The organism is Pantoea sp. X-Soil-ISGK-285 (genome assembly GCF_059730815.1).
This window is the reverse complement of the sequence record NZ_AP035938.1, coordinates 3,889,741-3,915,710: the sequence shown is the minus strand read 5'-3', so window position 1 is coordinate 3,915,710 and position 25,970 is coordinate 3,889,741. Positions and strand designations below refer to the sequence as shown.

Annotated in this window: 24 protein-coding genes; 12 read left to right on the top strand and 12 right to left on the bottom strand. The window is 55.9% G+C overall.

The genetic code is table 11. The features are described from left to right. Nucleotides 1-156 precede the first annotated feature (156 nt). Nucleotides 157-1,176, bottom strand: coding sequence for an inner membrane protein YhjD (gene yhjD / locus AC6I8B_RS18505; RefSeq protein ID WP_010671463.1), 1,020 nt, complete (start codon nt 1,174-1,176; stop codon nt 157-159). A 45-nt stretch (nt 1,177-1,221) separates the two neighbouring features. Then, the gene (locus AC6I8B_RS18500; protein WP_010253546.1) at nt 1,222-2,121 is read right to left on the bottom strand and encodes a LysR family transcriptional regulator; all 900 of its coding nucleotides are present in this window, start codon (nt 2,119-2,121) and stop codon (nt 1,222-1,224) included. 115 nt (nt 2,122-2,236) lie between these two features. Here AC6I8B_RS18500 and AC6I8B_RS18495 point away from each other — a divergent pair, with 115 nt between their 5' ends. Further along, nucleotides 2,237-2,995, top strand: a complete 759-nt coding sequence (locus AC6I8B_RS18495; protein WP_010671464.1) for an SDR family NAD(P)-dependent oxidoreductase — start codon at nt 2,237-2,239, stop codon at nt 2,993-2,995. A gap of 44 nt (nt 2,996-3,039) precedes the next feature. Here the strand turns inward: AC6I8B_RS18495 and AC6I8B_RS18490 are convergent, their stop codons facing one another. Beyond that, entirely contained in the window at nt 3,040-3,888 is an 849-nt protein-coding gene (locus AC6I8B_RS18490; protein WP_010253539.1) for a PhzF family phenazine biosynthesis protein, read from the bottom strand. A gap of 107 nt (nt 3,889-3,995) precedes the next feature. Here AC6I8B_RS18490 and AC6I8B_RS18485 point away from each other — a divergent pair, with 107 nt between their 5' ends. Then, nucleotides 3,996-4,619, top strand: a complete 624-nt coding sequence (locus AC6I8B_RS18485) for a glutathione S-transferase family protein (RefSeq protein ID WP_010253536.1) — start codon at nt 3,996-3,998, stop codon at nt 4,617-4,619. Here the strand turns inward: AC6I8B_RS18485 and AC6I8B_RS18480 are convergent. Beyond that, nucleotides 4,586-6,073, bottom strand: a complete 1,488-nt coding sequence (locus tag AC6I8B_RS18480; protein ID WP_089414959.1) for an aminotransferase-like domain-containing protein — start codon at nt 6,071-6,073, stop codon at nt 4,586-4,588. The two genes, AC6I8B_RS18485 and AC6I8B_RS18480, sit on opposite strands and share 34 nt — an antisense overlap. 134 nt (nt 6,074-6,207) lie before the next feature. Here AC6I8B_RS18480 and AC6I8B_RS18475 point away from each other — a divergent pair, with 134 nt between their 5' ends. Further along, nucleotides 6,208-6,795 carry a LysE family translocator gene (locus tag AC6I8B_RS18475; protein ID WP_064691004.1) on the top strand — a complete coding sequence of 196 codons (588 nt, stop codon included), beginning with the start codon at nt 6,208-6,210 and terminating at the stop codon, nt 6,793-6,795. Here the strand turns inward: AC6I8B_RS18475 and AC6I8B_RS18470 are convergent. From AC6I8B_RS18470 to AC6I8B_RS18460, 3 genes are all read right to left on the bottom strand, one after another. Next, nucleotides 6,792-9,176 (bottom strand): phosphoketolase family protein, encoded by a 2,385-nt coding sequence (locus tag AC6I8B_RS18470; RefSeq protein ID WP_022623957.1) that lies wholly within the window; start codon nt 9,174-9,176, stop codon nt 6,792-6,794. The genes AC6I8B_RS18475 and AC6I8B_RS18470 overlap by 4 nt on opposite strands. Before the next feature lie 127 nt (nt 9,177-9,303). Then, nucleotides 9,304-10,920, bottom strand: coding sequence for a malate dehydrogenase (quinone) (gene mqo / locus AC6I8B_RS18465; protein WP_033780913.1), 1,617 nt, complete (start codon nt 10,918-10,920; stop codon nt 9,304-9,306). 511 nt (nt 10,921-11,431) lie between these two features. After that, nucleotides 11,432-11,887: a carboxymuconolactone decarboxylase family protein gene (locus AC6I8B_RS18460; protein WP_497817540.1), complete on the bottom strand. Its 456-nt coding sequence runs from the start codon at nt 11,885-11,887 to the stop codon at nt 11,432-11,434. Between the two features lie 59 nt (nt 11,888-11,946). Here AC6I8B_RS18460 and pdxR point away from each other — a divergent pair, with 59 nt between their 5' ends. After that, on the top strand, nt 11,947-13,386 hold the full coding sequence (gene pdxR, locus AC6I8B_RS18455; RefSeq protein WP_497817539.1) for a MocR-like pyridoxine biosynthesis transcription factor PdxR: 1,440 nt from the start codon (nt 11,947-11,949) through the stop codon (nt 13,384-13,386). Here pdxR and AC6I8B_RS18450 read toward each other — a convergent pair. Continuing rightward, nucleotides 13,376-13,618: a DUF1158 domain-containing protein gene (locus tag AC6I8B_RS18450; RefSeq protein WP_010253517.1), complete on the bottom strand. Its 243-nt coding sequence runs from the start codon at nt 13,616-13,618 to the stop codon at nt 13,376-13,378. The genes pdxR and AC6I8B_RS18450 overlap by 11 nt on opposite strands. A gap of 316 nt (nt 13,619-13,934) precedes the next feature. Here AC6I8B_RS18450 and mntP point away from each other — a divergent pair, with 316 nt between their 5' ends. Then, nucleotides 13,935-14,510, top strand: coding sequence for a manganese efflux pump MntP (gene mntP, locus AC6I8B_RS18445; protein ID WP_010253515.1), 576 nt, complete (start codon nt 13,935-13,937; stop codon nt 14,508-14,510). Between the two features lie 117 nt (nt 14,511-14,627). Further along, nucleotides 14,628-14,705, top strand: a complete 78-nt coding sequence (azuC, locus tag AC6I8B_RS18440) for a stress response protein AzuC (RefSeq protein WP_111534772.1) — start codon at nt 14,628-14,630, stop codon at nt 14,703-14,705. Nucleotides 14,706-15,028: 323 nt separating this feature from the next. On the opposite strand, the gene AC6I8B_RS18435 is transcribed toward azuC, so the two are convergent. Beyond that, a complete protein-coding gene (locus AC6I8B_RS18435; protein WP_033781012.1) occupies nt 15,029-15,934 on the bottom strand; it encodes a LysR family transcriptional regulator in 906 nt (301 codons plus the stop codon). Between the two features lie 168 nt (nt 15,935-16,102). Here AC6I8B_RS18435 and AC6I8B_RS18430 point away from each other — a divergent pair, with 168 nt between their 5' ends. Then, the gene (locus AC6I8B_RS18430) at nt 16,103-17,116 is read left to right on the top strand and encodes a zinc-dependent alcohol dehydrogenase family protein (RefSeq protein ID WP_497817538.1); all 1,014 of its coding nucleotides are present in this window, start codon (nt 16,103-16,105) and stop codon (nt 17,114-17,116) included. A gap of 228 nt (nt 17,117-17,344) precedes the next feature. Here AC6I8B_RS18430 and AC6I8B_RS18425 read toward each other — a convergent pair whose 3' ends face one another. Continuing rightward, nucleotides 17,345-18,247, bottom strand: a complete 903-nt coding sequence (locus tag AC6I8B_RS18425; protein ID WP_497817537.1) for a LysR family transcriptional regulator — start codon at nt 18,245-18,247, stop codon at nt 17,345-17,347. 128 nt (nt 18,248-18,375) lie between these two features. Here AC6I8B_RS18425 and AC6I8B_RS18420 point away from each other — a divergent pair, with 128 nt between their 5' ends. From AC6I8B_RS18420 to AC6I8B_RS18405, 4 genes are all read left to right on the top strand, one after another. Beyond that, complete coding sequence (locus AC6I8B_RS18420; RefSeq protein ID WP_033759152.1) at nt 18,376-18,639, top strand: DUF2798 domain-containing protein; 264 nt, start codon at nt 18,376-18,378, stop codon at nt 18,637-18,639. 658 nt (nt 18,640-19,297) lie between these two features. Next, nucleotides 19,298-19,510: a transcription antiterminator/RNA stability regulator CspE gene (gene cspE / locus AC6I8B_RS18415; RefSeq protein ID WP_010671477.1), complete on the top strand. Its 213-nt coding sequence runs from the start codon at nt 19,298-19,300 to the stop codon at nt 19,508-19,510. Nucleotides 19,511-20,044: 534 nt separating this feature from the next. After that, on the top strand, nt 20,045-20,956 hold the full coding sequence (locus tag AC6I8B_RS18410; RefSeq protein WP_033766570.1) for an alpha/beta fold hydrolase: 912 nt from the start codon (nt 20,045-20,047) through the stop codon (nt 20,954-20,956). Next, on the top strand, nt 20,949-22,340 hold the full coding sequence (locus AC6I8B_RS18405) for a hypothetical protein (RefSeq protein ID WP_425031982.1): 1,392 nt from the start codon (nt 20,949-20,951) through the stop codon (nt 22,338-22,340). The genes AC6I8B_RS18410 and AC6I8B_RS18405 overlap by 8 nt, the downstream gene beginning before the upstream one ends. A 21-nt stretch (nt 22,341-22,361) precedes the next feature. Here the strand turns inward: AC6I8B_RS18405 and AC6I8B_RS18400 are convergent, their stop codons facing one another. Beyond that, a complete protein-coding gene (locus AC6I8B_RS18400; protein ID WP_157353971.1) occupies nt 22,362-23,714 on the bottom strand; it encodes an MFS transporter in 1,353 nt (450 codons plus the stop codon). A 170-nt stretch (nt 23,715-23,884) separates the two neighbouring features. Continuing rightward, nucleotides 23,885-24,787, bottom strand: coding sequence for a GntR family transcriptional regulator (locus AC6I8B_RS18395; protein ID WP_010671481.1), 903 nt, complete (start codon nt 24,785-24,787; stop codon nt 23,885-23,887). 137 nt (nt 24,788-24,924) lie between these two features. Between AC6I8B_RS18395 and AC6I8B_RS18390 the strand changes: the two genes are divergently transcribed. Beyond that, nucleotides 24,925-25,953 carry a zinc-binding alcohol dehydrogenase family protein gene (locus tag AC6I8B_RS18390; protein WP_157353969.1) on the top strand — a complete coding sequence of 343 codons (1,029 nt, stop codon included), beginning with the start codon at nt 24,925-24,927 and terminating at the stop codon, nt 25,951-25,953. Nucleotides 25,954-25,970 lie beyond the last annotated feature (17 nt).

Below are 25,970 nucleotides of genomic sequence, written 5' to 3'. Positions count from 1 at the left end.
AGGTGCGACGAATGTCGGGTGATACCGGGGTAATCCGGACGATATCTGGCGGGATACTCTACGAAAGGGCTAAATAAAAGTGACCCCTCAGCTATTCATCCTGTTATCTGGTTAAAAAATAGCCGAGGGGTAATATTTTCCGCTGTTGTTAACGGATTACGATGATTTGTGTCGTGACGCGCTGCCCGCTTCAGGCATTTGTGGGTCGTCTTTATATTTGGCGGTGGCGATCCACGCCGCACAGAACAGCGTCAGACGGGCGAAGAAGTAGAAAAACGCCATCAGGCCGAGCACGGAACCAAAGGCCGCACCGGAAGGCGAGGTCGCCAGCTTCGGCAGCGTCAGCGTCATCACAAACTTGATCACCTCAAAACCGATTGCCGCCAGCAGCGTGCCGCGGAACAGTGCTTTCTTACGCGGCTTATGACGCGGCAGGATCCAGAAAATCCACAGGAACAGCAGGTAGTTAGCCATAACGGAAATCGAGGTGGCGATAATGGTCAGGGCGGGCCGTAACCAGTCGATGCCATCCAGCCCCAGTGCGCTGACGATCATTGCCTGCGCCGAACCGGCTACCGAGGTCAGCGACAGCGTAATCACCAGCGCCAGCATCAGACCGGTCAGCGACAGGAAATCGCGAATATAACGCTTCCAGATCTTCTCTTTGTCATCCGGTTTGCGTTCCCACACGTCGCGCGACTGGGCACGAATCGCTTCGCGCAGGTTACCCATCCAGTTAAGACCGGAGTAGAGCGCCAGCAGTAAACCGGTAATACCCACGGTGGCACGCTGCTGAATGGCGGTATTTACCGTATTCTTCAGCGTGGTGGCCAGCGTCGGGTCGCTGATGCTGCTGACGATTTTGTTGATGATATCGGTCAGCAGATCCTGGTTCGATGCCAGCACAAAACCCACGGCGGCAAACGACACCATCAGAATGGGGATCAGCGATAAAAAAGAGAAATAGGTAATGGCCGCGCCAAACTGGCTGCCGAGCCGATCGTTAAAGCGGTCAAGGGCGCGAATAAAATGCGCCACTGCCGGGATCGCCTGAAACCAGGCGGCAAAACGCGACACGCGCACTATCGAATGATCAACCGTCTCGTTGCCGGTTTTAATATCGATAAGTGGCTTTTGCGGCTGTGTATCCTGTGGGTTTTCCTGCTTGTCTGTCATAGACCTTCACTGTCCTGTTTATCATTAAAATCAAAGTATAGCCGCTCAGGTGACGTACTCCTGTAACACCTGACTCAGCCACTCCATAAAAACCCGCACGCGACGCGCCACATTGCGCCGGTGCGGATAGAGCAGGTGGATCGGCATCGGTCTGGCGGGAAAGCGATGCAGCACTTCTACCAGCTCGCCTCTTTCCAGTAATGTCTGAATCCCGGCGGCTGGCACCTGAATAATGCCTAACCCCGCCAGACAGGCGGCGCGATAGGTTTCGGTGCTGTTCACGGTGACCACACCGCCGGTGTGAACATAGTGACACTGCCTGCCATCAAAATATTCAAAACCCGGTGAGGCCTGACCCAGTTGCTGGCTGTAATGCACCATCGCATGCTGCGACAGCTCTTCCAGCCGGATCGGCATGCCGAAACGCGAAAGGTAGCCAGGGCTGGCGCAGTTGATCAAGGTATGGGTACCAATTTTTCGCGCAATCAGGCCAGAATCTTTGAGCTCACCGACGCGGATTACGCAGTCAAACCCTTCCCGGATCACATCCACCTGACGGTCGCTGCTGCTCAGCTCAATCTCTACGCCGGGGTAGTGCTGCAAAAATTCCGGCAGCCGTGGCAGGATAAAACTGGTGGCCATGGCCACAGACATATCAATCCGGAGTTTACCGCTGAGCGAGGCAGGCTCGTGCTGGAACAGGCTGTCCATATCGTCAATCATCGACAATAAATCCAGACAGCGATCGTAATAGACCAACCCGTCCTGGGTTAGTTGCACCCTGCGCGTGGTGCGATGCAGCAAACGTGTTGCCATTTGATTCTCCAGCGCCTGTATCTGCCGCGAAACACTGCCTTTGGGAACGCCTAAACTCTCTGCCGCGCGGGTAAAACTGCCCATTTCGGCCACCCGCACAAACACCTGCATTGCGTGAATTTTGTCCATGTTGTTCACCGATTGTTGTTTTTATTGAAACAGTGATGCGCATTTAACACTGTTTATAGATCAATAATTCGCGAATATCCTTAACCTGTGTTCAATTTTTCAACAGGTGCGAGAGATGAATCAGAAAGTGGCGTTAATTACCGGTGCAAACCGCGGTTTAGGCCGTAATGGCGCGTTGAAACTGGCGGCCAGGGGGACAGACATTATCCTGACTTACCGCAGCCATGCCGATGAGGCACAGACGGTGGTGAAGGAGATCGAGGCGCTGGGACGACGTGCAGTGGCGCTGGCGCTGGACGTCGGCGAAACCGGTCAGTTCGATCGCTTTGTCGGGCAGGTGAAAGAGGCATTGCAACAGCAATGGCAGCGTGAGCGCTTTGACTATTTAGTGAACAACGCCGGACACGGACACTACAAGCCATTTACCGACACCACCGAGGCGGAATTTGATGCGCTGGTTAATGTGCATTTCAAAGGGCCTTACTTCCTGACCCAGAAGCTGCTGCCGCTGATCAACGACGGCGGCCGCATCCTGAATATCTCCAGCGGTCTGACCCGGCTGATCTATCCTGGCTCCTCGACCTATGCGTCGATGAAAGGGGCGATGGAGGTACTGACGCGCTACCAGGCGAAGGAGCTGGGCGAACGGCGCATTCGCGTCAATATACTGGCACCTGGCGCGATAGAGACCGACTTTGGCGGTGGCCGGGTGCGCGATACCCCCGAGATTAACCATCAGATTGCCGGGCTGACGGCGCTGGGCCGGGTCGGACTGCCGGATGATATCGGCGACGCCATCAGCGCGATCCTCAGTGACGAAACCGGCTGGATCACCGCTCAGCGTATTGAAGCCTCAGGCGGGCAGGGGATTTAACCGCTGGTGGCGTCGCGGAAAGCACCCCGCGACGTCGCCGCCTTTTACAGCGTAATGGTGCCATCGATGACGGTAACAGTATTACCGCCAATCCAGATGGTCTCACCATTAAAGGTTACGTTCACCCGACCGGCACGCTGCAGAGCAGTACCCTGACGCACGCGATAGGAGGTGGTATGGCCTGCGGCTGCAAAATACCGCGCCAGACAGGCGTTGGCGCTGCCGGTCACCGGATCTTCGGTCAGGCTGCCATTTTCCACCAGCAGGCCACGCACTTCATACTGTTCATGCTCGCCCGAGGGCAAACGGCCAAAAGGCATCACGCCCGAGACACCCGCATGTTTAATCAGGCGCTGCAAATCGCTGACATTGGGCTGCAGCGCCAGCACGGCCTCGGCGCTGACCATTGGCACCAGCAGCCAGCGGATACCCATATCCACCACGGTGGGGCTTTGCGTCAAATCGAACGCATCGCTGTTTAAGGCGTTACCCATCAGCGCATCCTGCCATGGCATCAGGGTGGCAGCAGGCGCGGCAAAGGCCAGTCCGCCCGTCTCATTAATCTTCACCGTCACGTTACCGACGCCGCACTCCTGCACGATTTCGCCCGGCGTACGGGTTGGCCAGCCCGCCTCCAGCAGCGCGTGTGCGGTGCCCAGCGTCGGATGACCGGCAAACGGCAGTTCGCCTTCCACGGTAAAAATACGCACCCGGTAGTCCGCCTCTTCATGTTGTGGCGGCAGCACAAAGGTGGTTTCCGACAGGTTAGTCCAGCGGGCAATCGCCGCCAGCTGGCTGTCGCTCAACCCCTGAGCATCCATAATCACCGCCAGCGGATTGCCATTAAAGGCTGCTGAGGTAAACACATCGACTTGCTTAAACGCGACCTTCATGATGACTCCTTGCGATTGGGTTCAGTGCGGCCTTTTCTCTGCCGGATGATTGCTTATAACAGCTAACAGCGTTATCAATAAGTTAAAGATTTTACCGGAGACTGTGAATGCTAACGATCCTGGGACGCGCCTCCTCAATCAACGTGCGCAAAGTATTATGGCTGTGTGACGAGCTTGACCTTGATTACCAGCGCGAAGAGTGGGGCGACGGATTCCGCTCAACGCACCTGCCCGAATTCATGGCACTCAACCCCAATGCGATGGTGCCGGTACTGAAAGATGATGACTTTGTGATGTGGGAATCCAACGCCATCCTGCGCTATCTGGCGAACGCCTATGGCGGCGAGTGGCTCTATCCTCATCATCCGCAAACGCGTGCGCCTGTCGATCAGTGGATGGACTGGCAGTCCACTGAACTCAACACCTCATGGCGCTACGCATTTATGTCGCTGGTGCGAAATTCACCGGCTCATCAGGATCCACGTCTGCTGGCCGCGGCCAGCAAAGGCTGGGCACACACCATGAGCATTCTCAATCAGCAGCTGGAAAAAACCGGTCGCTACGTTGCCGGACGTAATTTCACGCTGGCAGACATTCCGATTGGTCTGGCGGTGAACCGCTGGTTTGAAACGCCGCTCGAACACCCTGATTATCCAGCGGTACGCACCTATTACGAACGCCTGACTGAACGCCACGGCTATACCGTCTGGGGCCGCAACGGTACACCCTGAGCCTCGCCGCAGGATACTCCCGCCAGTTCACAGGCGATTTCGCCCGCGCGTCTGATCGCCCAGCTGTAGCGCGCATCAAACGGATAGCAGCAGGAGAGGCGCAGTGCATGGTTGTAGCGCTCGCTCAGCGAATAGAGCGCGCCGGGCGTGACGCAAATCTGCTCCTGCAGCAGCCGATCAAACATCTCGGTGGTATTTACGCCGCCCGGTAACTCGACCCAGAAGACGAAGCCACCGCGCGGCAGCGTCGCGCGGGTGCCCTCCGGGAAGTAGCGGGCGATCAGCCCCCGCGCCTCATCCAGGTTGGCCGCGTAGCGACGGCGCAGCGTGCGCAGATGGTGGTCATAACCGCCGGAAGCAAGAAACTCCGCCAGCGTTTCAGAGAGCAGGGCGGATTCTGCCATCGACGACACCGCTTTCAGTCGGGCAATCGCATCATGAAAACGGCCAGCGGCGGTCCAGCCAATACGGAAATCGGGTGCCACAGTTTTGGTGAAGCTGGTGCAGTAGATCACCCAGCCGTCGCGATCAAAGGCTTTTACCGCGGGCGAGAGCGGCCAGTCGAACTGTAACTCGTCATACAGCCCATCTTCTATCAGCGGAACGTTGTAAGTATTCACTAACTTCGCCAGCCGCTTCTTGTTCTCCAGCGACATGCCGCAGCCCAGCGGGTTCTGCGCGCTCGGCATCGCAATCAGCGCCTTAATTCGCTGCTCCTGAAGCAGCATCTCCAGCGCATCCAGCGACAGCCCATGCTGTGGATCGGTGGGGATTTCCAGCGCCTTAAGGCCCAGTGAAGCCAGCAGCGGGAAGAGGAAAAAGTAGGTCGGCGACTCCAGTCCGACACAGTCGCCGGGCTGCGTGACCGCCCGCAGCGCCAGCTGAAGCGCCTCCATGCAGCCGTGGGTCAGGGTGATCTCATCGGCGGTGAGCGTCTGTCCGGCGTGCAGCGCCCGTCGCGCAATCTCCTCCCGTAAGCGCTCACTACCGGGCGGAAGCGCATAGCGCCCAATCATGTTCGGATGACGGCGCAGCAGTGAGGCGGTAATCCGGGCAATACGCGCCGCAGGAAACAGCTCGCTATCCTGGGGGCAGGCCAGGGAAATATTGATGTAGTCGGGATGGTTCTGCGCCGCAAATACCTTATCGATCAGGTCGAGCTTGCTGCTGCTGGGGTCGCGTACCCGGGTTTTATGCTGACCATGGCGGGTCACGGCGGGCAACACGCCGCGCACGTAATAGCCCGACTGGGGACGCGCCTCAATCAGCCCGCGATCTTCCAGCAACTGCCAGGCATTCAGTACCGTATTGACGCTGACCTGATGTGACTGGGCGACGCGGCGGATCGCCGGCAGGCGTTTGCCAGGTTTCAGCGTGCCCTGATGGATAGCCTCAGCGAAGCTGTCTGCCAGCTGCTGATAGAGCGGCTGATCGGAAGTAGGAGCAAGGGACACAGTAGCCTCCGGATTGGATGGGTACAATTGCTGTTAACGGGAATTGTAACCATAACAATAGTGATTTTGTGTCACTGTTACCATCCCTTTTGCCGCCGTAGCATAGAACTCTGTCTGTTTTCAGGAGAGTCACCATGCTCGATCCCTCTTTCTTCAGTTACGTTACCGTCATGTCCATTACGCCAGGCCCGAACAATCTGCTGCTGGCGACCTCAGGCGTCAATTTCGGCATGCGCCGCACGCTGCCGATGGTGTTTGGCATACTGGTAGGTTGTGCGCTGCAAACGGTGATCGCCGGCGTCGCACTGGAGGTCTTACTGCACTGGATGGCGGCGATTCGCCTGCCGCTGACGCTGGCAGGCTGTGCCTATCTGTTGTGGCTCTCGTGGAAGATTTTCCGTGCGGCAGCACCTGAAGTGCGCAGCAAGCCGCAGCCCATGACGCTGCTGGGCGGAGCCTGTTTCCAGGCGATCAATCCCAAAGCCTGGCTGATGGCGACCAATGTGGCGCTGTTGTACAGCGCCAGCAGCGGCGTGCTGACGGTGATGATCGGCTTTATGCTGCTGAACCTGCCCTGCATTCTGATCTGGGCTGCGCTGGGCGATCGCCTGCGCAGCCATCTGCAGGTTGCCTGGAAGCGTCAGTTATTCAACAGCCTGATGGCGCTGTCGCTGGTGGCGACTACCATCTGGATGCTGACCGACGCCTTGCTGGCCGCTTAATCGGGTGCACCTGGTGCTGTGGCCGACGGCCATTTCCAGTTCTGCACCTCCGGCACATCTTCACCGTGTTCTCGCACATAGCGATGATGCTCAGCGATGCGCTCCTGCAGATCGTCCAGCAGTTCAGGATGCGCATCGGCCAGGCCAGGCACGCGCAGAATCGCCTCCTGCGCCAGATGATAGCGGTCAAGCTCGTTCAGCACCGTCATATCAAATGGCGTGGTGGTGGTTCCCTCTTCATTGAAGCCGCGAACATGGAAGTTGCGGTGGTTGGTACGCGAATAGGTCAGGCGATGTATCAGCGTCGGATAGCCGTGGAAGGCGAAGATCACCGGTTTATCCTGAGTAAACAGCGCGTCGAATTCCGCATCAGATTTGCCATGCGGATGCTGATCCTGCGGCTGCAGCGCCAGCAGATCGACCACGTTCACCACGCGGATACGTAGTTCGGGCAGCATACCGCGCAGCAGATCCACCGCCGCCATCGTCTCCATGGTCGGCACATCACCGGCACAGGCCATCACCACATCCGGCTCCTCATGCTCTGGGGTGGTGCCCGCCCAGCGCCACTCGCCCATGCCCGCTTCACAATGGGTTACCGCACTCGCCATATCCAGCCACTGCGGCGCAGGCTGCTTGCCCGCCACAATCACATTGATGCGGTCCCAGGTGCGCAGGCAGTGATCGCCAACCCACAGCAGCGTATTGGCATCGGGCGGCAGATAGATGCGCACAATGTCCGCTTTTTTATTGGCAACGTGATCGATAAAGCCAGGATCCTGATGGCTGTAGCCATTGTGATCCTGTCGCCAGACGTGCGAAGAGAGCAGATAGTTCAGCGACGAGATCGGCTTACGCCAGCCCAGTTTACGCGACACTTTCAGCCACTTGGCGTGCTGGTTAAACATCGAATCGACGATGTGAATAAAAGCTTCATAACAGTTAAACAGCCCGTGGCGGCCGGTCAGCAGATAGCCCTCAAGCCAGCCCTGACACTGATGCTCACTGAGAATTTCCATCACCCGGCCATCACGCGCCAGCTGCTCATCGTAAGGCTCAGTACGTTCCAGCCAGGTACGGCTGGTCACGTCGAAGACCGGCGTCAGGCGGTTAGAGGCGGTTTCATCCGGGCCAAACAGGCGGAAATTATCGCGGTTGCGCTGGAACAGCACGCTGAGGTAGCGGCCCAGATGCTCAGTGGCCTGCGCCATCTGTGCGCCTGGCTCGCTGACATCGCAGGCAAACTCCGCGAGTTCAGGCGCATCCAGCTCACGGCGCAACAGGCCGCCATTGGCATAAGGCGAAGACCCCATGCGTTTATCACCTTCCGGTGCCAGCGCCTGCAGTTCCGGCTTTAAGCGACCCTGTTCATCAAACAGGTCGTCTGGCTGATAACTCCGCATCCACGTCTCAAGGATCTGGCGATGTCCTTCATCTTCACGACAGGCCGCGACCGGCACCTGATGCGCCCGCCAGAAATCCTCCACTTTCTTGCCGTCGACCGTTTTCGGACCGGTCCAGCCTTTGGGACTGCGAAGAATAATCATCGGCCAGCGCGGCACCCCGGTGGTGGCTTTGCCCTGGCGCGCCTCGCGCTGATAAGCGGCGATTTTACTGAAGGCACTATCCAGCGCCTCCGCCATCAGCGGATGCATTTTTTCAGGCTCATGCCCGCAGACGAACAGCGGCTCATAGCCGTAGCCACTGAACAACTGGTGCAAATCTTCATCGCTGCTGCGACCCAGCAGCGTCGGGTTGGCTATTTTGTAGCCATTGAGGTGCAGAATCGGCAGGACCGCGCCGTCACGTTCAGGATTCAGGAATTTGATGCCGTGCCAGCTGGAGGCCAGTGGACCGGTCTCCGCTTCGCCGTCGCCAATCACGCAGGGTACAACCAGTTCGGGATTATCGAAGGCCGCGCCAAACGCATGGGAGAGTGAATAGCCCAGCTCACCGCCTTCATTAATCGAGCCAGGCGTTTCCGGTGCCGCGTGACTGGGAATGCCCCCCGGAAAGGAGAACTGTTTGAACAGACGCTGCATGCCCGCCGCATCCTGCGTGATGTGCGGATAAATCTCGCTGTAGCTGCCCTCAAGCCAGGTATTCGCCACCATGCCGGGGCCGCCATGTCCTGGTCCGCAGATGTAGATCATATCCAGGTTTTGCTTACGGATAACGCGGTTGAGGTGGGCATAGATAAAATTCAGGCCTGGCGTAGTGCCCCAGTGACCCAGCAGACGCGGTTTAATGTGTTCAGGCCTGAGTGGCTCACGCAACAGCGGGTTATCCATCAGGTAAATTTGTCCGACGGAGAGGTAGTTCGCGGCCCGCCAGTAGCGGTCGAGCAGCGTGAATTCCGGTGAAGCAGGGGAGTAAGACATGCAGTTTCCTCCTGATCGTGCAGCTAAAAGATGCCTTAACCCTAATAGAGAATGCCCGGATCGACCAGGTAACCGACCAATAAAAAAGGCCCCGCAAGTGCGGAGCCTTTTTATCAATGGCGCTGAATTATTTGCCGACGACGAACGCGGTTTCACGTCCTTCATCGTTTGCTGCCATCGGGGTAACCGGCGAATAGTCGAGCTGCAGAATCCGGCTGGTTTCGGCTAACACTTTCTCTGTCAGCGCTACGTCGCCGTTCAGCTTACGTCCCCAGGATGGGATCACCGTACGGATTTTGTTCTGCCATTCCGGCGAAGCCATCTGCTCAGGACAGACCTTGTGCAGCAGCTCCAGCATGATCGGTGCCGCCGTAGAAGCGCCAGGCGATGCACCCAGCAGTGCTGAAATCGAGCCATCCTGTGAGGCGACCACTTCGGTGCCCAGGCGTAACACGGCGCCCTCTTTTTCATCTTTCTTGATGATCTGCACACGCTGACCGGCAGTCACTAAGCGCCAGTCCTCCTGCTTCGCCTGCGGCACATAGGCGCGCAGGGCGTCCATCCGGTCGCGATCGCTTTGCAGCACCTGATCCATCAGGTATTTCACCAGATCAAAACTTTTCAGCCCCACTTTCACCATCGGCAGCATATTGCTGCTGTTCAGTGAGGTGAACATATCCATCAGCGAACCCTGCTTCAGGAACTTAGTCGAGAAGGTGGCGAACGGGCCAAACAGCAGCACCTGCTTGCCATCCAGCACGCGGGTGTCGACGTGCGGCACGGACATCGGCGGCGCACCGACGCTGGCTTTGCCATAGACCTTGGCCATGTGCTGCGCGACGACCTGCGGATTTTCCGTTACCAGGAATGAACCGCCCACCGGGAAACCAGCGTAACCGTTGGCTTCCGGGATGCCAGCCTTCTGCAACAGCGGTAACGCTGCGCCGCCAGCACCGATAAATATTCTACCCGCCGTCAGTGTGCGACGCGTGCCGCTGTTCAGACACTGCAGCGTCACCTGCCAGCGACCGTCGGCGAGCTGCTTCAGCTCACGCACTTCCTGGCGCAGACGCAGCTGGAAATTCGCTCTCTTCTCTAATGAGGCGATCAGCTGACGGGTGATTTCACCGAAGTTCACATCGGTGCCCATCTCCGTCCAGGTCGCGGCCACTTTCTGGCTGCGGTCACGGCCATTCATCACCAGCGGGATCCAGCGGGCAATCTGCTGCGGATCTTCGGAGTAGGCCATGCCACGGAACAGGGTGCTTTTCTGCAGCGCCTTAAAGCGCTTGCGCAGGAAGTCGACATTGTCGTCACCCCAGACAAAGCTCATGTGCGGCGTGCTGTGAATAAAGCTTTTAGGGTTGCGCAGGTTGCCTTTCTGGACCTGATAAGCCCAGAACTGGCGGGAAATCTGGAACGATTCGTTGATCGTCACCGCTTTAGAGATGTCGATGCTGCCATCCGCCTGCTGAGGCGTATAGTTCAGCTCTGCCAGCGCCGCATGACCGGTGCCCGCGTTATTCCAGCCGTTAGACGACTCTTCGGCCACGCTATCCAGCCGCTCCACCATTTCGATGGACCAGTCCGGCTCTAAATCCTGCAGCCACGCGCCAAGGGTGGCGCTCATCACACCTGCGCCAATCAGCAGCACGTCAACGTCTTTGCGCTCCTGCGCGGTAGTAGTGGTGTCCTTTGCCATGGCACTCATCGCGAGCGCAAGGTTTACAGCTGAATTGCACATGAGGCGACATCTCCTCTTCTGTTGACCTGAAGCCCAACAGTTTTGCAGGCGAAATAGTCACGCTTCTTACGAGCGCGTTGCGCTATTTCTCAAAGGTTAAGTCTCAGGTATAGGGTTAAAGCGGTAATAACGCGTTAACTGCACGTTATGCTTTGTCATCTGAATATAACATTCTCGCATCTGAATTAAACATTTGTTTATTTTTTAAATGCAGAAATGATTCAGCATAAGAATTAATCATCAGGGCCAGCGGCGTATTAGGGATTTTTTAGTGTTAAGTCAGTGGGTTAACGGAAATGGCATGTTGCTGAAAAGCCCCATACTGGTGCAACGACGGAATGGATATGAACCGTGCGGAATTATTTAATCCGCTGAAATTTAGCGATTTATTATGCAGTAAGGAATAACGGGAATCGGGGGAAGAGAGGCTGAAAGGCTGCTTGTGTAAAAATAATGTTACATTTTTGTGAGTCTGAAAATGCGTGCACACCGGCGCACGCATCGGATTCACTTATGACTGAATGGCGCTGGCGGGCAACTTTTTCAGACTTATCGCCATGCGGTTGTAGGTGTTCATCAGACCAATCGCGATGTTCAGATCGACAATCTCTTTTTCACTGAAGTGCGCTTTCAGTGCGGTATAGCGGTCGTCTGGCGCACCCTGCTGAGCAATAAGGGTCAGGCATTCAGCCCAGTACAGGGCAGCCTTCTCTTTATCACTGAACAGCGTACCGGATTCCTGCCAGACCGAGGTCAGCACGATCTTATCCCAGCCCATGCCCGACTTATTCAGTGCTTTGGTATGTAAATCAATGCAGTAGGCACAGCCATTAATCTGCGATATGCGCAGGAACAGCAGTTCCAGTAAAGTGAGCGGCAGATCGGTTTGTGCCAGATAACTGTATACGCCGCCCAGTGCTTTCATGCCCGCCGGTGCTGCACTGTGAAAATCGATACGTTCGCTCATCTTATTGCCTCATTCAGGGTTGATAAGGCGATTTTCAGCCTTTCAATGGAGCAGATAAAGTGCCAAAAAATGAGAGTCTGACTGGTCCATCGCCGCTTTCCACGCTGACACTGCAGCGCGGCGCGTCACGTGGCCTCAGTGAACAACTGCGCCAGCTGATCGAACAGGCGATTGGTGAAGGACGTTTACAACCTGGCGCACGTCTGCCTTCCTGCCGCGATCTGGCCGCTCAGCTCGGCGTGGCGCGTGGCACCGTTCGCGCCAGTTATGACATGCTGGTTGATGGTCAGTTTCTGCAGGCCAGAGGCGCAGCGGGTACCTTCGTCAGCCCATTACCGCCGTTAAAACCGGTCAATGCCGAGGCTGAACGCCAGCTGCTGGAGGGTGCAGAGGAGTATGAAGCGCCACCGCTGACCTTCCAGATGGGCATTCCTGCCAGCGATGCATTCCCGGCCAAAGTCTGGCTGCGCATTCTGCAGCGTCAGACGCGCCTGCAGGTCAGCAGACCGGCCAGCTATCCCGATCCCCGCGGCAGCTTAGCGTTGCGGCAGGCGCTGGTGGCCTACCTTGCGGTGGCACGCGGCCTGCGCTGTCAGGCGGACCAGATCATTATTACCAGCGGCTATGCTGGCGCAATGGGACTGATTGGGCTGGCGATGAATTTTCAGGGTAAAACAGCATGGCTGGAAGATCCCGGATTCTGGGTGGCGCGTCGCGCGGTTGAAGCGCTGCGCGTCACGCCGGTTGCCGTGCCGGTTGATGCCGAAGGGTTGCAGGTTGAGGCCGGGATCGCCCGCGCGCCGGATGCCGCTTTTGCGCTGGTCACGCCGGGACAGCAGGCGCCGCTTGGTATGACGATGAGCCTGGCACGCCGGCATGCCCTGCTTAACTGGGCCAGCCGCGCGCAGCGCTGGATTATCGAAGATGACTATCTCGGCGAGCTTCAGCCCGGCAATCGCGCCGCGCCGGCACTGGCCGCGCTCGACAGCCAGGGGCGGGTGTTGCACATCGGCACGTTCAGCAAGACGCTAACGCCGCAACTGCGGCTCGGTTTTATGGTGGTGCCACCCGCGCTGACGGCCCGGTTCGGCGAGGTCTGCGCGTTGCTTTCGCCTGCCTCCTCCGGATTGCTGCATAATGCGGTGGCGGAATTTCTGCGGGATGGCCACTTTATGCGGCATCTGCGGCGCATGAAGCGCGTCTATCATGAGCGGCTGGAGCAGATGATCGCGGCGCTGCATCCTCACTTTCCTGACCTGCAACGCGCCGGGCTGGCGGTGATTGTCCGTTTACCCGCCGGTTCACCGGATCAGGTGATTGCGCAGCAGGCGGTGGAGTGGGGCATGGCACCGTCGCCGCTGTCGATCTGGTATCAGCAGGCGGATCAGCGCGGTGCGGGCCTGTTACTGGGGACGGCCCATCTGCCACGTGAAGGTTATGCGCGCAGTGCCGAACGGCTAAAGGCGCTGGTCGATGCGTATCCTGCTGTCAGCCTCTGAACCAGCGACGCCAGACAAAACGGATAACAAAAAACTCCAGTGCGCCCAGCAGCAAAAACCAGACGCAAAACACCACCGTGTAGAGCTGATTCAGGTCCTGCAAATGGAACATCTGCAACAGATGCTGCGCCACCGTCACGCTAAAGGCGGGCGCGGGCAGCAGCAGCGCCGAGAGAAAGCCCAGCAATAAAATGCCACCAGGCACGATCAACGTTTCAAAAGGGTTATTCATAACCAGTATCCCATATTTATCAGCCCGGCATTTTCCGGTAAACGGCGACACGGTTCAATGGTGGCGCGCTGCTTCGTGCGCATCCGGCATGCTACATGGCCAGAGAAATGGTCAGAAAACGCTTTGCTACCATCGACTTAGCTCGATTCATAGCGGATGATAAGAGTTATAGCCTTTGCTATACTTAAATCCCTGATTTTACTGTCTTTTTATCTTTGGGTTTGCATGGTAGACTGCGCCCACTTTTTCATAACTGAACACTTTGTGTGGTGAATTCAGCGTGAATTGCCGCTTTTTCGCCCCAGGTGAATAAATCATGACCTTTATTGCCACTTTAATTCTTGCGCTGGGCATGTCGATGGACGCGTTTGCTGCTGCTCTGGGCAAAGGTGCCACATTGCATCGTCCCGGTTTTAAAGAAGCGCTGCGTACCGGTCTGATTTTCGGCTCAATTGAAGCGCTGACGCCGCTGATTGGCTGGGCGCTTGGCCTGGCCGCCAGCCGTTACATCATGGCGTGGGATCACTGGGTTGCCTTCATCCTGCTTGCGTTTCTGGGTGGCCGAATGATGATGGAAGGCTTCCGTCAGACTGCTGTTGCAGAACCCTGTGAAGCTCCGCAAAGTCATGGCTTTATGGTCCTGGCGACAACTGCCGTCGCGACCAGCCTGGATGCGCTGGCTGTTGGTGTGGGTCTGGCTTTCCTGCAGGTGAACATCATTACTACCGCGCTGACCATTGGTGCAGCCACTACGGTGATGGCGACGACTGGCGTATTAGTCGGGCGCTTTATCGGTCCGATCCTGGGCAAATGGGCGGAAGTGCTGGGTGGAGTAGTGCTGATTGCCGTCGGCTCTACCATTCTGTTGCAGCATCTCGGCTACACCGCGTAGGGCTTTTGCACATAAAACCGCCATTTTTGTGATCTGGTTCAAATTTATTTGCTGTTAAAACGCACAGGAGCTATACTTTTTCGGTATATGTTCAACTAAATTTGAATCAGGTGTTCCATGAAACGTATTTTTAAACACGTGTTCCGCGCTTACGTTGAGACGTTCAAACACGTACCGCCGGGTGCCATGTACTAAGCACCCCGCAAGAAACCCTCGATAATCGCGGTCAGGGATCGACCTGTGATTATCACCTTTTCTGCTTTTTCTGCTTTTTCTGCCTTTGCTTCTGCTGATTTAAACCCGCGTTTTTGCACTTCGGGTGCATCCTGTTTGTTGCAACTCCTCTCCTTCTGATTTTCCCGTTATGCGTCACTTTGAGCCAGAAAAGACGTTGCTGCAGTGATCTAATCTGCCCGGGAGATTTCCGGATGCCAGACAAAATGGCGGCATACCTTAAACAGGAAACAAGCACTTTTAATGGGTCACGGGATTGCCTGTGCCGAAACAAAGATTCACGGTTAACCCTGATGATTCTTCCTGAATATTTCAGTAAACCATTCGATAAAAACCCGGACCTTAGGCGGAAGATAGCGTCGGTCAGGGTAGAGTATAGAAACCGGTTTCGTCACAGTCGCATAACCCGATAATACTTCCTTCAGCTGGCCTGTTTCGAGGCAGGGCTTTAATGCCGTATATAATGCGTGAAGCATGCCGAGGCCCGCCACGCCACAGGAAAGAAGGACGTCAGAATTGTTAACTCGTATGCTGCTTCCCGGATGCCGTGAAACAATTTCGCCATTCATGACAAATTTCCATTCCTGGATGTCCCGACTGTGTTCATTAAAAAAATAAATGGCTTTATGATCTTTAAGGTCATCAGGCGTTAAAGGGGTGCCATATTTATCCAGATAAGAGGGTGCTGCACAGGTGACCATCTGCAGGCTGCCCATTCTGCGCGAAATAAAATTCGAATCAGCAAGCTCACCGAGACGAATAACACAGTCCACACCCTCTGTAATTAAATGGGTCAGGCGATCTGAAGCGGTTAAGACTATTTCAATTTCAGGATATAAAGCCTGAAACTCGCTTAATTGTGGGATCAGGATACTGTGCGCCAGCGCCAGTGGAACATCAATGCGCAGCTGGCCACGAGGTCGCTGATTTGAAGAGTAAGAAGCCATTATATCGCTGGCATCACTCAGCAGCGTTTTAGCCCGCTGATAAATTTCCTCCCCTTCAACGGTCACACTCAGACTGCGCGTTGTGCGGTGCAATAGCTTAACGCCAAGCTTGTCTTCCAGTTGTTGTACGGACTTACTGACCGCAGGGCGATGCAGCTGCAAGGCGTCAGCGGCCCGGGTGAAACTACGGAATTCAACGACGTGAACAAAAATATCCATCAATTCCAGCATGTTAGAGCGCATCATTTAACTCCGCAAAAAATATTCCTGCCGAAATAGTGTATTGCGGATTATATCTCATTCCGATTGTTTCTCCTGCAGTAACACTGAAGTCCTTTTACGTGGCTTTTTACGCCTCCCTGCTTTTTTTATCATCGTCCTATTCGATGCATACACATGGGAAATGACAAAATGAAAGCATGGTTACTGAAAGATTTTGGCCTTAAAAACTTAAAGCTTGAAGAGGTGGAAACGCCTGTACCTGGTCCGGGTGAACTTCTGGTTAAAGTTGGCGCGGTGTCTCTGAACTTCAGGGATAAGGCAATAGTAGAGGGCTTCTATGAGCCTCATCTGGTTCCAAAGCCACTGATTCCTGTCTCTGATGCCACGGGTACCGTTGTTGCCACGGGGCAGGGTGTGTCCCGTTTTAGCACGGGTGATCGCGTTAACTCGCATCTCTATTCACGCTGGTTAGAGGGTGAACCTGCGGCCGATGAGCCAGCATGGTGTATTGGAATGCCGTTACCCGGCGGGCTGGCTGAGTACATGATTATTCATGAGGACAGCGCAGTTAAAGCGCCTGACAGCATGACCGATGAAGAAGCTTCTACACTTCCCATCGCTGCGCTTACGGCATGGTACTCGCTAATGGATATCGGCAATCTGCAGCCCGGTCAGACCGTGCTCGTACAGGGAACCGGTGGCGTATCGGTCTTCGCTGCTCAGATAGCGCATGCCTATGGTGCACGTGTCATTGCCACCTCCAGTAACGATGCAAACCTTGAGCGCATTAAATCACTGGGAGCAGATGAAGGGATTAACTATAAAAAATACCCTGAGTGGGAAAGAAAAGTGCTTGAAATGACTGATGGTAAAGGCGCTGACGTAACGATAGATGTCGCCGGGGGCAATGGCATCAATCAGTCAATTGCTGCGACAAAAGTTGCCGGTACGATTGCTCAGGTAGGATTTCTTACCGGCCAGACAGCACAACTTGATTTGATGCCGTTAATTTTCCGTCAGACAAAAATCCGGGGCATTGCGGTTGCACCACGCTCCTCGTTTGATCGGATGAATCCGTTCCTCAATAAACATAATATTAAACCCGTCATTGAACAGGTTTACAGCTTTAATGAGGCGGTTGAAGCCTTCCGGCATCTCTCCCGTGGTGCATTTGGCAAAATCGTCATCAGAATTAGCGACTGATAACGACTTTTCATTCCTCAATTCTGGCAGTTTTTACTGACTGCCAGATACTTTTGGTATCCCATTCTCACCGCGTTAAACCCCTTCTCAAAGCGTGCTTATATTCCTTCTGCACATCGTCAAAAGGGCCGCTTTCTGTATAACCGCGACCGGCAGCGGTGAATTACTTTTGCGGGTGGATAAACCGAAAAGTACGGACAATTTTCGCCCGGCAAAAACGCTCCTGTCTTAAATCGCATCGGCCACAAATTCAATAAATGTCCGTACTTTCGAATTGAGTGCCGAACGTTCGGTGACACAGGCATAGATATTCATCGGCAGGGACTCAATGGTGCTCTCGCCACTGTGACCTGGCCAGGCCAAAGGCCTTAGCAGACCGCTGTCTATCAGTGGCTGAGCAACAAAACTTGCCAGACGGGCAATGCCGCCGCCGTTTACGGCTATTCTGGCGATGATATCAATATCATCGCTGATAAAACTGGGGTTGAGTTTTGCATTAACAGGCTGTCCGTTGACCATAAACGTCCATGGCAGAAACCGTCTGTCGGTGGGATAGCGGAAAACCAGGCAGGCGTGCTGGCTAAGTTCTCCAGGCGTCTGAGGCGTACCAGCGCGATCAAGATAAGCGGGAGCCGCACAGAATATAAAGGGTAACGATGCAATTTTTCTGGCGATCAGTTGATCATTCAGCTGTGCTTCAATGCGGATACTGACATCGACGCCTTCCAGGCGATGATCGACGTTGCGATCGGTACTGATCAGTTCAATATCTATATCGGGGAAAGACGCTTTGAAAGCGGGCATAAGGGGAGCCAGAACGTACCGACCAAACGCGGCTGTCGTAGCGATACAAAGTGGCCCCTGTGGTTTGGTTTCATTCGCAGCAGCCTGAGAGGCGAGTTCGATATCATGTGGGATGTGACGGACTTTCTCGAAATAGCGTTTACCGTTTTCCGTTAAGGTCATGCTGCGGGTGGTGCGCGATAGCAGTCGCACGCCCAGATGCGCTTCAAGACGGGAAAGACTCTGGCTGACTGCTGCCGGACTCATACCTTTAGCGCGTGCCGCCGCTGCAATACTGCCGTTTTCCACCACGCGGATAAAAGTGCTAATCAGCCCTAAAATGTCCATCGTATCCTCAACCGTTAATTCGTCACTTTTACTTAATAATGATTAAAGCATAACCGCTCTACAACCCCCCGCATAAGCTTGTTAAGTTAGCCACAGTCTTATCTACTTTTGTTAAACAGGATATTCAGATGACTGATGCTGCAACAAAAAAAACCTTACGGACCCGCTTGCCGGTGCGCACGACACCTTACATATTTGCACTTTATATGGCGATCATCATGGCGTTCCTGATGAGTCTGGTCATCACGTTAGCCGAATTCGGAATGGGGCCTCATTACATGACAAATGTGATGGATGCTTACCAGGTCGCCATGCCAGCCGCTTTCTTTTGCATACTGGTTGTCCGTCCTGTTGTTATCCGGCTCGTAGGATTGACCGTTCACGGTCACTGAGACAGTCAGCATGCCCAAAATGGGCGGACAGGTAGGGTTTAGCCCGCTTCTCGCTCATCGCGGCAGGCTGCTTCTGCACCAGAATGGAGGCGGGTGGCAAACCTCCAGCATTTCAGATGCGGGGTGAGGGCGGGCAGGTCGTCCGGATACTGACCGGTATCAGGATGAAAGATACCGAAGAGCCGGGCGTACGATATGCAGCAGGTAAAGCTCACAGATGAAGAGGGCGATGACAGCGCTTCACTGGCCGTGCGGAAATTTTTAGGCGATGTGACATTACAGGCTCTGTTTATTGTTAAGCATCAACGTTAAATCGGCACCGTCATTATGACAGGATTAGCCTGCTCCTCTTCGCACACAGCGGAGCCTGAAGCACTTCCTGAGCAGTCAAAATAAAACAGCCATTCAGCCATCTGAGCGTTTAAATGGTTAAAATAAATAAACATATACATTGCTAAATTATTATCGCTATGTCTTAATGCGTCATCGGTTTGGAACACAGACCTTATGAAAGCAGTTTTAGTAAAGTAGTCCTCAGTTCAAGTGTTATCCACAGATATCCTTCTTCGAGAGCCTCCTCCTAAGTGCCCAATAAGTAAATCTCTAACTACAGGCCATCTTCGCCGCTCTTAGTGGCTAATCGATTAAGGAAATATCTATGTCTAACAAAATGACTGGTTTAGTAAAATGGTTTAATTCAGATAAAGGTTTTGGCTTTATCACTCCCGATGATGGCAGCAAAGATGTATTCGTACATTTCTCTGCTATCCAGGGTGATAACTACAAAACGCTTGATGAAGGTCAGAAAGTCTCCTTCACCATTGAAAATGGCGCCAAAGGCCCTGCAGCTGGCAACGTCACAGCGCAGTAAGCCGCGCTCATTATCAGCGACGTTTACAATAGCGATGAAGACATAAGTCTGAGCAGATAAGCTCTGCTGATAATAAAAGAAACCCGCCCGGTGCGGGTTTTTTATTGCCTGAAATTCGTATTATCTCTGGTCCGTTGACCTGCTCCACGTTTATCAGGCTACCCCGATGTTAATCCTCTCTTCATAAGCCCTGCCCGTGATGAAATGTGACGTTAAGCCATCGGGCAAAAGCCATAACGCGCCTTTTGAAATCAGCGATGCTCCCCTGAGGCGTATTACTGATTACCAGCAAGTAATCCATTTCTTTTGCTAACGCTGGATATCGGGCATTGAATGTAAAGCGATACTCCTCGGGTGTTTCAGTCACTGCCTTCCCGCTTACACCAGACAGATCTCCCGCCAGAGTTCATCACCCGCAATGCCAGCGTCTTCTTAGGCGAAACCCCATACTTTTTCACACCATCGCGCGGATAACCCGCCTGCTGCCTGATCCCGACCTACACTGAATTATTCTCCCCAAACCAGGAGCAGCGGATGATCCAGAAGCATCGACGAAAACAGGCAGCGATTGTGGCAGGTGTTGGATTGGGTGTGGCGGCCACGTTATGGGGCATGAAACGCTGGCGGCAGCTTAAGGAGACGCCGCCGGTGTCGCCGAACAGTCATCACGCCGGTCTGGCCGGTTATTATCAGCAGATTGGTGACTGGCGCATGTTTACCCGCGTTACGCCCAATGAGGCTCAGGGACTGCCGGTCGTGTTAATCCACGGTCTGGTGATGTCGGGCCGGGCGATGGAGCCACTGGCGCTGGCGCTGGGGCGCGACTATCACGTGCTGGTGCCGGATCTGCCCGGTTTTGGCGCCAGCACACTGCCCCCTTCTGCGCCGATCATGTCGGTGGATCAGCTGGCGGATGCGCTGTGGCTGTGGTTACAGCATAACGGTTTCCAGCGCGCTATTTGGGTCGGCAATTCGTTTGGCTGCCAGATTCTGGCCGCGCTGGCGGTGAAACACCCACAGGCTGTGGCGGGACTGGTGCTGCAGGGGCCGACGGTCGATCGTCATGCCCGCAGTCTGCCGCGTCAGCTCTGGCGCGACTGGCGTAATGGCCGGCTGGAATCCCGTCGTCCACCGGGGCCACTGGCCCGAATCGATTATGCCAAAGCGGGCCTGCGGCGCGCCTTCGGTACCCTGCGTGCCATGATGCGCGACCGCATTGAGCATCGCCTTACTTACATTAACGCACCCACGTTGCTGCTGCGGGGCTCGCGCGATCCCGTCTGTCCGGCCCGCTGGCTGGATGAACTCGCCGCCCTGATGCCGCGCAGCGAAAGACTGACATTACGCGACGGGACGCACACATTGCACTACGTCTACCCGTGGAGTTTCTGTCACGCCATCCGCCCGTTCCTGGCACGTATCCAGCAGGAGGATCAACATGAGTAAACCACCAAGAGGGATTGCCCGCTTTGACTCTGCTGCCGCCATGCTGCTTGCGCTGGCCAATGCGCTGCACGACCGCCCCTTTGCCAGCCCCAGCCAGTCACCGACGCTGGATCGCCTGTTGCCCTCACTGAACCGGCTGCCGACCGGACTGCGTGAGTGGGGCTATGCGCTGGGCGGCATGGCAGAAGGCATCAGCCTGCGTCAGGCGGGTGAACTGGATGTGGAAGGGATCGCCGAATGGATGGTGAGTGAATACCCGCAACAGGATTATCCGGCGGCCTTTATCGGTTCATCGAACGGCGCGCTGGTGCATCTGGCGTCAGCGATGGGCGTGCCCTGGCTGCCGCAAACCTTTCTCTGTCCGGTGCGCGCGGCCAATAGCGATCCCGATGATGTACAGGCGAGTTTTGAGCAGGGTAAAGAGGTGGCGGCGGCACTGCTGGCCGCCTGGCCGCGTCTTGCGGTTCACCATATGCATGACCCGAATCAGGATCGGCTGATGCTCGACCAGATGCGCTATTTCCGGCTGAAACTGCGCGAGCTGCCGCTGGCCTTTAACGAATTCCTGATGGGAAGTCTGCCCGCTGGCTCCACGCTGTTTATCAATCACTGCACCCGACAGTGGCCGGTAACCCGCACCAGCGATCGTTCGTTTTTCCAGTTTGGTGCGCTCGGCGGCGCAACAGAAAAAGAGTACTTACAGGGCGGCCCGCGGGTGGCGGAATATCTGGCACGCTATGGCATCGATCGCGAGCGCTGGACGCCGCCGGCCATTACTGACCACGTGCCGGAAGCGGAGTGGGGACTGGATGGTTATCTGATTTCGCCGCTGAAAAAACTGGCGGAAGCTCAGAACTGGAAGCTGATGGAGATTCGTTACGAAGATCCGGAGGCGATGAGTTATGTGGTGGCTGAGATCTACCGCGACTGGTATCTGGCGGCGGGAATTTTACCGACCCGGCTGACGGTGGACAGCTTCCTGTTGATGGACCCGTGGTGCACTCAGCAGCAGCAGGCGATTCCATTCTGGCTGAGCTTCAGCAACGAATCCTCGGCCTCGGCCCTGCAACGCTTCCTGGAAAAACAGCCGCCGTTCCGCAACATCGACATGATGCTCTTTTCTCACGGCACCGACAGTATCGGTCTGGCGGAGATTGACCGCTGGCGGGCGCTGCTCTCCCATGCACGTGATGAAGGCGTATTGATTGGCGTGGATGAAGAACGTTTCCCGCGTGATTTCGCGACGTTTGCCCGTTTCGACTCGGCGCTGCGTGAACGGGCGCCGCTGTTGCCACCTCCACCCGCGCTGAGCGCGGAGAAGGTGATGACGGGTATTCAGCGTTATGGTGCGAAATATGGGGTCACCCTGACGGCGCTGACGTAGCAGTCGCGCCGTCAGTCGTGATTATTCGCCGTCGGTGATCGGCTGGCGCACCAGCAGCAGGTAGGCGAGTGCGCCAACCAGCGTCACGCAGGCACAAATCATCAGCGCCATGCTGAACGATTTGGTGGTGTCGAGCACCCAGCCAGTGATGACCGGCGCGAACGAGGCGAAGATAAAGCTGGCGAAGTTCTGGATGCTGCCGACAGACGCTGTCATACGGGCGGTGACGTTGGCGTGGATCAATCCCCAGCACGACGTTCCGGCGAAGTGGATACAGAACAGCGCCATCCCAATCAGCGTTACCGCGCTGGTGGTGTCGGTCGCGCGGGTCACCACGGCGGTAAAGCCGGCGGACAGCAGCATCCCGCTGACGATGCAGACTTTGCGGGTTTTCACCGCGTTAAAGCCGCGACGCACCAGCGAGTCGACCACATAGCCATTCAGCAGCATACCCGCCGCACCGAACAGGAACGGAATCGCCGCCAGCAGGCCGGTACTTTTAAGATCGAGATGATAGGTCGACTGCAGATAGCCCGGCAGCCAGGCGATATAGAGCCAGGCGGTGTAGTTGATGCCGCTGAAGCCAATCATCATCCCCCACATGGTGCGCTGCATAAACAGGCCGCGCCACTCTTTGAAGCTGATCGGCTCTTTACGCGAGGCGACGCTGCCCGCCTGCAGATAGTGGATCTCTTCAGCGCTCAGGGTGTTGTTGTCGCGGTCGCGGTAGATCATATACCAGCCGATAGCGAGGAACATGCCGAGGATACCGATCGTGACAAACATGCCACGCCAGCCCATCACCAGCATCATCGCCGCCAGAATCGGCGGAGCCACCGACAGTCCAATCATCGAAGCCGCATTGAACATCCCCATCGGCATGCCGCGATCTTTAATGTTGAACCAGTCGTTGATCACTTTCACGCCGCACGGGTTCATCGGCGCTTCACCAATGCCGAGGCCGATGCGCACCAGGATGAACTGGGTAAAGTTATGCACCAGGCCAGAGGCGGCCTGGAACAGCGACCAGATAAACATGCCAATGCCGAGCATAATGCGCGGCCCTTTACGATCCAGCAGCGCGCCGCACGGCAGTTGCGCCAGGCCGTAAGCCAGCGAAAAGGCGGAGAGCAGGAAGCCGATTTCGGTGGCGCTCAGCCCCATCTCCTCGCGGATGGTCATATTCGCGACCGACAGCGAGCTGCGATCCAGATAGTTGATGATGGCGGCGAACAGCAACAGCAGCATCGCCGTGATCTGAATCTTGCGGATACGCGGTGAACGCACCACGTCGCTGCGCATCGGCACGAAATCCTGGTCTGATGGCGTGTCGCCAGCTGCGCTGTCGCGGCCGGTTACTGAAGTCTTTTCCATTGCACTCTCCCGAAACTGGGTACTTATCGTTATGGTGAGAAGGGGTCTGCGCGCAGCGGCAAAAGGCCGCCGTGACGTTGCAGTCGAGACTAAGAGCAAAGGGTTAAGGATGTTGCAAAGATGTTTCTGAATCGTGCGGGAGCTAATGCTTTGTGGTTTTTAATCGGTTTTTAATTGTACTGACCGATTGAGCGCACCATCGAGGTTTTAGCGGTCGCCAGATGGTTATGTAATGCACAGAGGGCGTCGACATCCTGACGGCCAATCAGCGCGGTCAGAATCGCCATATGCTCCTCCAGCGCCACAATATTTCGCTGCTTGAGGTCGCTCTCGTCCCACTGATAATGCGAGTGAAAGATCACCGAGATAATCTCCAGCGACTGATTGAAAAACGGGTTGTTGGCGGCGGATAAAATCAGCGAATGCATCTGACGATCCAGCGCGGCAAAGTGGCGATAGTTGCTGGCGATGGTATCGCGCATCGATCGGTGACGATCCAGCAGATCCCGCGCCTGAACCCAGCGCTCGTCGCCTGCGGGCAGATTCAGGAAGCGGCTCAGGGCGTGGGTTTCCAGCATCTCGCGCAGTTCAAACAGCTTCTCGGCGTAATCCTGGGTGAATTTTTTCATCCGCCACTGGCCGCGTCTGACCGGCTCCAGCAGGTCATAGCGCATAAAGCGCAGCAGGAATTCGCGCACCACCACCGGACTGACTTTCACCTGCTGCGCCAGTTGCAGCTCGCTGAAGGTATCGCCGGGCACCAGCTGCCGCTGATTAATCATATTAAAAAACATCTGCTCAAAGTGGCTGGCCTGCTGCTCAATCGGCGGCGTTAACGCGCTAAAACCGTCATCTTCGCGCGGATCGCGCACGATAACCCAGGTTTGATCCACCTTATCCAGCACGCCGCACTGATGCAGATAGTGCAGGGTGTGACGCACCGTAGTCCGGCTGATATTAAACATTTCCGCCAGTGCCGCCTGGGGCGGCAGCGGTGAACGAATGTGGTGCTGAGCGATGCTTTCCAGCATCTGGTTGATGACGTTCTGGCGCAAATTCTGGCTGCGGCTCATCTCACTCTCCGGTTTTTTATGCATTAAAAACCATTCAAAGCCCAAAAAAATCGCGGTGCTTCACACTTCCCGCAAACGAACACCGCAGCGCGTGCAGGATTCGCCATAACTGCCTGCAGGACAACCGGAGAATCACCATGACAACAATGAAAGCACTGGTCATCGCTGAACCACGTAAGATGGTATGGACCACCCGCGATATCCCCACGCCCGCCGCTGGCGAGGTAGTGATTAAAATCCTCACCGCGGGAATCTGCGGCACCGACATCCACGCCTGGTCCGGTAATCAGCCATTCTTCAGCTATCCACGGGTGCTGGGCCATGAAATCTGTGCCGAAGTCGTGGCGCCGGGAAGTGATGTGGAGGGCTTTCAGCCGGGCCAGCGGGTGGCGTTAATGCCCTACATCTCCTGCCTGCGCTGTGACGCCTGCCAGAGCGGCAAGACCAACTGCTGTGAGCAGATCTCAGTGATTGGTGTGCATCAGGATGGCGGGTTCTGCGACTACCTGAGCGTGCCGGTCAGCACGCTGCTGGCGGTGGATGATGTCGCGCCGGAAGCGGCTGCGCTGATTGAGCCGTTTGCCATCAGCGCCCATGCAGTGCGTCGTGCCGCAATTGTGGCGAATGAGCAGGTGCTGGTGGTGGGTGCCGGACCGATTGGGCTGGGTGTTGCCGCTATCGCCGCCGCCAGCGGCGCGCAGGTGGTGGTGGCGGATACCAGCGAATTTCGTCGCCAGCATGTTGCTGACCAGCTCGGCCTGGCGGCACTGAATCCGGCTGATGAAGCGTTTTACAGCGCGCTGCGCGAGGAGTTTGGTGGCCGTCTGGCGCTGAAGGTGATCGACGCCACCGGCAGCCCGGCGGCGATGAACAATGCGGTCAACCTGATGCGACACGGCGGCACTATCGTTTATGTCGGCCTGCACAAAGGCGATCTGGTGATCCCGGACAGTGAATTCCATAAAAAAGAGACCACCCTGATGGGCAGCCGCAACGCCACCCGTGAAGATTTCGATCGGGTGCGTTCGCTGATGGCCAGCGGCCAGCTGCGCGCCGAAATGATGCTGAATCACCATCTGGCCTTCTCCACGCTGGATGAAACCTTTGAGGCGCAAATCATCAACAACCGCGAGCTGATCAAAGGCGTGATTCATTTCGACCGGTAACGCGGCCAGTCGGTTCG

What these genes read in the sequence shown, in the direction of transcription:
- AC6I8B_RS18475 (WP_064691004.1), top strand. Translation starts at nt 6,208, where the DNA reads ATGCTCGATCCCTCTTTCTTCAGTTACGTTACCGTCATGTCCATTACG.
- AC6I8B_RS18420 (WP_033759152.1), top strand. Translation starts at nt 18,376, where the DNA reads ATGACTGATGCTGCAACAAAAAAAACCTTACGGACCCGCTTGCCGGTG.
- AC6I8B_RS18500 (WP_010253546.1), bottom strand. Translation starts at nt 2,121, where the DNA reads ATGGACAAAATTCACGCAATGCAGGTGTTTGTGCGGGTGGCCGAAATG.
- azuC (WP_111534772.1), top strand. Translation starts at nt 14,628, where the DNA reads ATGAAACGTATTTTTAAACACGTGTTCCGCGCTTACGTTGAGACGTTC.
- mqo (WP_033780913.1), bottom strand. Translation starts at nt 10,920, where the DNA reads ATGTGCAATTCAGCTGTAAACCTTGCGCTCGCGATGAGTGCCATGGCA.
- AC6I8B_RS18460 (WP_497817540.1), bottom strand. Translation starts at nt 11,887, where the DNA reads ATGAGCGAACGTATCGATTTTCACAGTGCAGCACCGGCGGGCATGAAA.
- cspE (WP_010671477.1), top strand. Translation starts at nt 19,298, where the DNA reads ATGTCTAACAAAATGACTGGTTTAGTAAAATGGTTTAATTCAGATAAA.
- AC6I8B_RS18405 (WP_425031982.1), top strand. Translation starts at nt 20,949, where the DNA reads ATGAGTAAACCACCAAGAGGGATTGCCCGCTTTGACTCTGCTGCCGCC.
- AC6I8B_RS18485 (WP_010253536.1), top strand. Translation starts at nt 3,996, where the DNA reads ATGCTAACGATCCTGGGACGCGCCTCCTCAATCAACGTGCGCAAAGTA.
- AC6I8B_RS18425 (WP_497817537.1), bottom strand. Translation starts at nt 18,247, where the DNA reads ATGGACATTTTAGGGCTGATTAGCACTTTTATCCGCGTGGTGGAAAAC.
- AC6I8B_RS18450 (WP_010253517.1), bottom strand. Translation starts at nt 13,618, where the DNA reads ATGAATAACCCTTTTGAAACGTTGATCGTGCCTGGTGGCATTTTATTG.
- AC6I8B_RS18400 (WP_157353971.1), bottom strand. Translation starts at nt 23,714, where the DNA reads ATGGAAAAGACTTCAGTAACCGGCCGCGACAGCGCAGCTGGCGACACG.
- AC6I8B_RS18395 (WP_010671481.1), bottom strand. Translation starts at nt 24,787, where the DNA reads ATGAGCCGCAGCCAGAATTTGCGCCAGAACGTCATCAACCAGATGCTG.
- AC6I8B_RS18470 (WP_022623957.1), bottom strand. Translation starts at nt 9,176, where the DNA reads ATGTCTTACTCCCCTGCTTCACCGGAATTCACGCTGCTCGACCGCTAC.
- AC6I8B_RS18390 (WP_157353969.1), top strand. Translation starts at nt 24,925, where the DNA reads ATGACAACAATGAAAGCACTGGTCATCGCTGAACCACGTAAGATGGTA.
- AC6I8B_RS18435 (WP_033781012.1), bottom strand. Translation starts at nt 15,934, where the DNA reads ATGCGCTCTAACATGCTGGAATTGATGGATATTTTTGTTCACGTCGTT.
- AC6I8B_RS18430 (WP_497817538.1), top strand. Translation starts at nt 16,103, where the DNA reads ATGAAAGCATGGTTACTGAAAGATTTTGGCCTTAAAAACTTAAAGCTT.
- AC6I8B_RS18495 (WP_010671464.1), top strand. Translation starts at nt 2,237, where the DNA reads ATGAATCAGAAAGTGGCGTTAATTACCGGTGCAAACCGCGGTTTAGGC.
- yhjD (WP_010671463.1), bottom strand. Translation starts at nt 1,176, where the DNA reads ATGACAGACAAGCAGGAAAACCCACAGGATACACAGCCGCAAAAGCCA.
- AC6I8B_RS18410 (WP_033766570.1), top strand. Translation starts at nt 20,045, where the DNA reads ATGATCCAGAAGCATCGACGAAAACAGGCAGCGATTGTGGCAGGTGTT.
- mntP (WP_010253515.1), top strand. Translation starts at nt 13,935, where the DNA reads ATGACCTTTATTGCCACTTTAATTCTTGCGCTGGGCATGTCGATGGAC.
- AC6I8B_RS18490 (WP_010253539.1), bottom strand. Translation starts at nt 3,888, where the DNA reads ATGAAGGTCGCGTTTAAGCAAGTCGATGTGTTTACCTCAGCAGCCTTT.